Genomic DNA, 7,631 nt, shown 5'->3' on the forward strand with positions numbered 1-7,631 from the left:
AGTTAGCGCGTGGGCTTGGCGCGCTGGCCGCCCAGCAGCGCGGCTTGCGGCGCCGGACGGCGGCCGCGTGCCGCCGGATCCTGTCCGGTGCGCGGCTGCGCGGCGTGGGTGTTGGCACCGGCGCGGTTGCCGTTGACATCGCCATTGCGATCACGGTTGCCATTGCCATTGCCAGCGGCACGGTTGCCGTTGGCCTCGCCGGTGCGGTTGCCGTTGGCCTGACCGTTACGCGGGTTGCCTTGCCCGGCCGAAGCCGGGCGGCCGCTGCCCTGCGCCGGGCGCTGGCCCGGTGCCTGCGGCGCGCGGCGCTGGCCTTGCCCATCGGCCGCGGCCGGAGCCTGGCCGCGGCCTTGCGGCGCGCGTGCCGGACGTTGCTGGCGCTCGCCAGCTTCCGCTGCCGGTGCACGGCCGCGCGGCTGGCCGCCGGCGGGTGCCTGGCCGCGGCCACGGCCGCCACCACCGTTGCCCTGGCCCTGGCCGCGTGCCTGCCGGCCCTTCTGGATCGGCTCGGCCGGAATGCTCGGATCGACCTCGAAGCCCGGCAAGATGGTTTGCTCGATCTGGCGCTTGATCAGCCGCTCGATATCGCGCATCAGCGAGATTTCATCCACGCAGACCAGCGAGATCGCCTCGCCCTCGGCGCCGGCGCGGCCGGTACGGCCGATACGGTGCACGTAGTCTTCGGGCACGTTGGGGAGGTCGTAGTTGACCACGTGGGGCAGTTGGTCGATGTCGATGCCGCGCGCGGCGATATCGGTCGCCACCAGCAGGCGCAGCGTGCCGGCCTTGAACTCGGTCAGCGCGCGCGTGCGGGCCGACTGGCTCTTGTTGCCGTGGATCGCCAATGCCGACAGGCCGTCCTTGTCGAGCTGCTCGGCCAGGCGGTTGGCGCCGTGCTTGGTGCGGGTAAACACCAGCACCTGGTGCCAGTCGTTCTCGCGCACCAGGTGGGCCAGCAGTTCGCGCTTGCGCTCGCGGTCCACCGGGTAGACGCGTTGCGCCACGGTTTCGGCCGTGGTATTGCGGCGCGCCACTTCAATGGAAGCGGGGTTGTCCAGCAGGCGGTCGGCCAGGCCACGGATCTCGTCGGAGAAGGTGGCCGAGAACAGCAGGTTCTGGCGCTTCGGCGGCAAGACGTTGAGGATCTTGCGGATGTCGTGGATGAAGCCCATGTCGAGCATGCGGTCGGCTTCGTCCAGCACGAGCATTTCCACGTGCGACAGGTCGATGGTGCGCTGGGACAGGTGATCGAGCAGGCGGCCGGGCGTGGCCACCACGATATCGACACCACGCTTGAGCTGTTCGATCTGCGGGTTGATGCCCACGCCGCCGAACATCACCATGGAGCGCAGCTTGAGGTACTTGCCGTAGTTACGGACGCTTTCTTCCACCTGCGCCGCCAGTTCGCGGGTCGGGGTCAGGACCAGTGCGCGCACCGGCAGGCGCTGTCCACGCGCGGGTTCGCGGCCGGCCGAGGATTCGGACAGCAGTTGCAGCAGCGGCAGCGTGAAGCCGGCCGTCTTGCCGGTGCCGGTCTGCGCGCCGGCAAGCAGGTCGCCCCCTTTCAGGATGGCGGGAATCGCCTGCGCTTGAATCGGAGTCGGCGTGGTATAGCCCTGTTCGGCCACGGCACGCATAAGCTTGTCGGACAAGCCAAGTTCGGAAAAAGACATGAATTGACGCTTCGGCCGCCCTTTGCGCATGTGGTGCGCCAATCGCGGGGGCGACGTGAGTGAGAAAACCGAAAACCGGAAATACCGACCGGCGAAGCGAGGCGACTGCCCCCGCTTCTTTAGGAGGAAAGACCGCTAGTGTACCAGCCTGGCGCTTTCACGCGCGCGCTGCGCCCCGAGGGACGCGCGCGCCGCTGCGCTATGATGGCGGCCATCCCCCGCCTGGCCCCTGCCTGGGTGAGCCCACGCACCGCGCGGGCGCGCGCCAGCCCGGCCCAGCCCATCCCAGCCCCCGGATGCCGACACGATGCGGTTCAGGTTCATCGAAGACCAGGAAGTCACCCTCTTTACTGCCATCCCGGTAGGGATTGCCGCGGCCATCGTCACCACCCTGTTCAAGGAGGCGCTGGACGCAAGCGGCTATGTGATGTTTGGCACGCATGCCGATATCGTCACGGTATTCGCGGGCCTCGCCCTGATCTGGCGGGTGGCGATCCCGACGCTCGGCGGCGTGATCGCGGGCTTGCTGCTGACGGCGGCAGCCAAGCTCAACGCCGCGCAGCCAGGCGTCTCCGACTATATGGAGGCGGTTGCCAGCGGCACCGGGCGCCTGCCGGTGCGCATCACCTTGCTGCGCGCGCTGTCTTCGTTCTGCTCCATCGTCACCGGCAGCTCGGTGGGCAAGGAAGGCGCGATGATCCAGCTCGCGGCCCTGTGCGGATCGGTGTTTCCGTCCGCGCGCGGCGGCAGCGGGCCGGATGGCGACACCAACCTGCGGCGCATGCTCACGGCTTGCGCGGCGGCCGCCGGGCTGGCCTCGGTGTACCACACGCCGCTATCGGCGGCGGTCTTCGTGGCCGAGGTGGTTTTCGGCGCAGTGGCAGTGCAGCGCCTGATGCCGCTGTTCCTGGCTTCCGTGGCGGGCACGGTGGTCAGCCAGTTACATGGCGGCCTGCAGCCGCTCTACCCCGGCCTGACCGTGCCCGCCGACCTGCTGCATCCGCCCATGCTGCTGGCGGCGGTCTTGCTCGGCGTGCTGGCCGGCGTGTCCGGCGCCCTCTTCATGCGCGCCTCCAGCCTGGCCAAGGGTGCCTTTGCCCGGGTGCCGGGCGGCCTGGTGCCGCGCCTGGCGCTGGGCGGTGCGATGGTGGGCGTGTTGGCGATCTGGGTGCCCGAGGTGGTCGGCAACGGCTACTACACCATCCAGTCGATCTTGCAGGCGCACCCCTTGAGCGTATCGCTGGCGGCGGTGTTGCTGGCCAAGCTGCTGGCCACCGTGCTCAGCATGGGCTCGGGTGCGGTGGGCGGCGTGTTCACGCCTTCGCTGTTCGTCGGCGCGGCGCTCGGACAACTGCTGGCACCCGCCGTGCCAGGCGGCAGCGGCGCGCCGCTGCTGCCGCTGGTTGGCATGGCCGCCTTCCTGGCCGCCACCAGCCAGGCGCCGCTGATGTCGGTGCTGATGGTGTTCGAGATGACGCTGGCCCCGGCGCTGCTGCTGCCGGGCATGATCGGCGCTGCGGCGGCCTACTACACCGCATCGCGTTGCCAGACCTTGTCCTTGTACAGCGTGGTGGCAGAGCGCACCCAGGCATCCGCCGCCGCGGAGCGCGCGCGGGCGCTGACGCTGGCCGGGCTGTGCGACGCCACCGACACCGTCATCGGCCCCGAGGCCACGCTGGAGCAGGCCAGCGACAAGTTCGCCGAGACCGGCACGCGCTATCTTTATATGATTGGGCCGGATGGCTGCCTGCTGGGCGCGCTGTCGATCCATGCGGTGCAACGTGCCCTGCGCGAGCGGCCGCACGCGGGCCTGCTGGCACTGTGCGAACGCGATTTCCCCACCCTGACGCCGGAGTCGCGGCTGCCCGACGCGCTGCGGCTGTTCACCCATCACGCGCTCAACCGGATCCCGCTGATCCGCGATACGGCCGGGCGCGAGCTGATGGGCACGGTCTCCAAGCAGCGTGTGCTGCAGGAAGCATCCGGGCTGTTCTAGCGCCGCGCGGCCGGCGGGCGACCGGGTAGAATATTAGGTTGCCCGGCCCGCGCCACCGGGGAGAAGACCCGAATCGCTTTCGTTTTCCGCTTTCGTTATCCGCTTTCTTTTTCCGAACCGTTTCTGCCGGAGCCTTCATGCCAGCCAACCGTGCCGCGCGCCCTGCCTTTTTCGCTTTGGTCCGGGCCACCTTGCTAGCTGCATCGCTTGTTTTGCCCGCCGCGCTGCTGCCGGCAACGGCGTATGCGCAGCAAGCGTTGCGCGTGATCCCCGCGGACGCGGCCAAGGCCAAGCTGGTGCTCGCCGCGCAGTCGCCCAGCGCGCCACAGTCGGCCACGCTGGACGGCAAGACCGTTGGCGTGGCGCCGGGCCTGCGGCTGTTCGGCACGGACAACCAGTTGCTGCCCATCGGGGCGGTGGCCGGCCAGAAGCTGCCGGTACGGTTCAAGCTCGACCTCTACGGCCAGTTGCTGACGGCCTGGGTGCTGACCGAGCAGGAACAAAAAGCAGCGCAATAGTCGTAGTCCGGGGCGCGGCGACGCGCCGAGGCCCGGATATCTTTCGCCCCCATAAAACCCTGATGCCCCCAGGTCAACCACTGAGATCGGCACCATGAAAAAAGTCTTCGTCAAAACCTACGGCTGTCAGATGAACGAGTATGACTCGGACAAGATGGTCGATATGCTCCATGCCACCCAGGGCATGGAGAAGACAGACACGCTGGAAGAAGCGGACGTCATCCTCTTTAACACCTGCTCCGTGCGCGAGAAGGCGCAAGAGAAGGTGTTCTCCGAACTGGGCCGCCTGAAGGCGCTCAAGGCCGTCAAGCCGGACCTGGTGATCGGCGTGGGCGGCTGCGTGGCGAGCCAGGAAGGCGCCGCCATCGTCAAGCGTGCGCCCTATGTCGACGTGGTGTTCGGCCCGCAGACGCTGCACCGCCTGCCTGACATGATCAACCGCCGCCAGCAGACCGGCCACTCGCAGGTGGACATTTCCTTTCCCGAAATCGAAAAGTTCGACCATCTGCCGCCGGCACGCGTGGAAGGCCCGAGCGCCTTTGTCTCCATCATGGAAGGCTGCTCCAAGTACTGCAGCTACTGCGTGGTGCCCTACACCCGTGGCGAGGAAGTCTCCCGCCCGTTCGAGGACGTACTGGCGGAAGTCGCCGGGCTGGCCGAGCAAGGCGTGCGCGAAGTCACGTTGCTGGGCCAGAACGTCAATGCGTATCGCGGCGCCATGGGCGGCACCAGCGAGATCGCCGACTTCGCGCTGCTGATCGAATACGTGGCCGAGATCCCCGGCATCGAGCGCATCCGCTACACCACCAGCCACCCGAAGGAGTTCACGCCGCGCCTGATCGAGATGTACGAGCGCTGCCCGAAGCTGGTCAACCACCTGCACCTGCCGGTGCAGCACGCTTCAGACCGCATCCTGATGGCGATGAAGCGCGGCTACAGCGTGCTGGAATACAAGAGCATCATCCGCAAGTTGCGCGCGCTGCGCCCGGACATGTCGCTGTCATCCGACTTCATCATCGGCTTCCCCGGCGAGACCGAGGCGGACTTCGACAAGCTGATGGCGATGATCGAGGAGATCGGCTACGACACTTCGTTCTCGTTTATCTTCAGCCCGCGCCCCGGCACGCCGGCGGCCAGCCTGGCCGACGACACGCCGCACGAGGTCAAGCTGCGGCGCCTGCAGCATCTGCAGGCCACCATCGAGGAGAACGTGCAGCGCATCAGCAAAGGCATGGTCGGATCGGTGCAGCGCATCCTGGTGGAAGGCCCGGCACGCAAGGATCCAACCGAGCTGCACGGCCGCACCGAGAACAACCGCGTGGTGAACTTCGCACTGCCCGGCGTGCCCCAGGCCAGGCGCGACCGCATGGTCGGCGAAATGGTGGATGTGGCCATCACCGAAGCCTTCCCGCATTCGCTGCGCGGCGAAATCGTCGTGCGCCAGTAACCCACGCCCGATGCAGCCCGATGCAGCCACTCGTACCCAGATGAAAATCCCTTCAGCCGAATTCGTCGCCCCCAAGGACGACAACGCCCGCCTGCAGAACCTGTGCGGGCCGCTTGACGAGAACCTGCGCCAGATCGAGCAAGCGCTCGACGTCACCATCCAGCGCCGCGGCCATCGCATGACCGTGCGCGGCGCCTACGCCCGCGACGCCGCGGCGGCCCTTGAGCGCTTCTACAACAACGCCCGCACCGCCCTGTCGATCGACGACGTGCAGCTCGGCCTGGTCGAGGCGCGCCAGGTCGCCGCGCACGGCGGCTATGTGCCCGACGGCGCGAGCGCGGATACCGGCAGCGACGATGACGAATCCCCCGTGCTGCACACGCGCCGCGCGGGCCTGCACGGGCGCACGCCCATGCAGCGCGACTACCTGCGCAACGTGCTGGCGCACGACCTGACTCTGGGCATCGGCCCGGCCGGCACCGGCAAGACCTACCTGGCGGTGGCCTGCGCCGTGGACGCGCTCGAGCGCGACTCGGTCAAGCGCATCGTGCTGACGCGACCGGCGGTGGAAGCCGGCGAACGCCTGGGCTTCCTGCCCGGCGACCTGGCCCAGAAGATCGATCCTTACCTGCGGCCGCTGTACGACGCACTCTACGACCTGCTCGGCTTCGACCGCACGCAGAAGATGTTCGAGCGCCAGATGATCGAGGTCGCGCCGCTGGCCTATATGCGCGGGCGCACGCTGAACCACGCCTTCATCATCCTGGACGAGGCGCAGAACACCACGCCCGAGCAGATGAAGATGTTCCTGACCCGGATCGGCTTTGGCTCCAAGGCGGTCATCACCGGCGACACCACCCAGATCGACCTGCCACGCGGGCAGAAGAGCGGGCTGGTGGAAGCCCAGCACGTGCTGCGTGAAGTGCGCGGCGTGGCCATGACCCGCTTTACCAGCACCGACGTGGTGCGACACCCGCTGGTGGCGCGCATCGTCGATGCCTATGACGAATATCACGCTCAACACCGAGACGCTTAATCAAACGCCCAATCGTGAACGCAAAATCCTCCTCCCCCGCCAGCCTGATCCTGTTCGACGCCGAAGGCCGCGCGCGCAAGACCCAGGCACACGCCCTGCGCGTGCAACTGCCTGACGGCCGCAGCATCACCGTGGACCTGTCGCAAGCCGCCGACGGCGTCGTCGCGCTGCTGGCCGAGCACACCGACGACCGCCAGCAGGCCGGCCTGCTGGTGCGCCCGGACAACCACGACGCCTTGTCGGTCGCCGTTACCGCCACGCCTACGGTCACCACCACCGGCACACCCGCCACGCCGCCATCCCTGGAACTGGCACTGCAATATGGCGAAGGCATCAAGGGGCAGCGCGGCCTGCCGACCCAGCGCAAGGTCCAGACCTGGGCCAAGTCCGCGCTGTACGCCGATGCGACGCTGACCATCCGCTTCGTGGGCGAGGAAGAAGGCCGCAGCCTGAACCGCAGCTACCGCGGCAAGGACTACGCGACCAATGTGCTGACCTTCGCCTATGCCGAGCACGAGTCCGACCCGGTCAGCGGCGACATCGTCCTGTGCTGCCCGGTAGTGGAGCAGGAAGCCCGCGAGCAGAAAAAGTCGCTTGAAGCGCACTACGCCCACCTGATCGTGCACGGCGTCCTGCATGCGCAGGGCTACGAGCACGAAGAAGATGGCGAAGCGGAAGAAATGGAAGCCATCGAGACGGAAACGCTGCAAGCCCTAGGCTTCCCGGATCCGTACCTGGCAGACGGCAACATCAAAATCAAGGACTAGGTGTAGCCGTGTGACCCGCCCCCAGGCGGCGAACACCCCAGCGCGATGCGAAGCGAGCCGTCAAGGTTCACCTAGGCCGTATGGGGCGCCTCGGGCTTCGGCGAAAAGAGCGGAAACGAGGGACCCATGTCTGAGTATCGCCTTAAGGCGATGCGAGTTTGGGTCCCGGCCGCTCTTTTCGTCGAAGCCCGAGG

General features: G+C 67.7%; 6 protein-coding genes. 5 read left to right on the forward strand and 1 reads right to left on the reverse strand.

Annotation, left to right across the window (positions count from 1 at the left end):
• Positions 1–2: 2 nt before the first annotated feature.
• Positions 3–1,673, reverse strand: coding sequence for a DEAD/DEAH box helicase (locus tag AC1Q7Q_RS38980; protein WP_492373761.1), 1,671 nt, complete (start codon positions 1,671–1,673; stop codon positions 3–5).
• A 307-nt stretch (positions 1,674–1,980) separates the two neighbouring features.
• Here AC1Q7Q_RS38980 and AC1Q7Q_RS38985 point away from each other — a divergent pair, with 307 nt between their 5' ends.
• From AC1Q7Q_RS38985 to ybeY, 5 genes are all read left to right on the forward strand, one after another.
• The gene (locus AC1Q7Q_RS38985) at positions 1,981–3,669 is read left to right on the forward strand and encodes a ClcB-like voltage-gated chloride channel protein (RefSeq protein ID WP_492373760.1); all 1,689 of its coding nucleotides are present in this window, start codon (positions 1,981–1,983) and stop codon (positions 3,667–3,669) included.
• A 137-nt stretch (positions 3,670–3,806) separates the two neighbouring features.
• Positions 3,807–4,187 (forward strand): hypothetical protein, encoded by a 381-nt coding sequence (locus tag AC1Q7Q_RS38990; protein ID WP_492373759.1) that lies wholly within the window; start codon positions 3,807–3,809, stop codon positions 4,185–4,187.
• 94 nt (positions 4,188–4,281) lie between these two features.
• Positions 4,282–5,634, forward strand: coding sequence for a tRNA (N6-isopentenyl adenosine(37)-C2)-methylthiotransferase MiaB (gene miaB / locus AC1Q7Q_RS38995; RefSeq protein ID WP_492373758.1), 1,353 nt, complete (start codon positions 4,282–4,284; stop codon positions 5,632–5,634).
• Between the two features lie 40 nt (positions 5,635–5,674).
• On the forward strand, positions 5,675–6,670 hold the full coding sequence (locus AC1Q7Q_RS39000; RefSeq protein WP_043343789.1) for a PhoH family protein: 996 nt from the start codon (positions 5,675–5,677) through the stop codon (positions 6,668–6,670).
• A 14-nt stretch (positions 6,671–6,684) separates the two neighbouring features.
• The gene (gene ybeY, locus AC1Q7Q_RS39005; RefSeq protein WP_183034470.1) at positions 6,685–7,437 is read left to right on the forward strand and encodes an rRNA maturation RNase YbeY; all 753 of its coding nucleotides are present in this window, start codon (positions 6,685–6,687) and stop codon (positions 7,435–7,437) included.
• The last annotated feature ends 194 nt before the right edge of the window (positions 7,438–7,631 follow it).

Source organism: Cupriavidus sp. GW823-FHT07A04 (assembly GCF_058794615.1).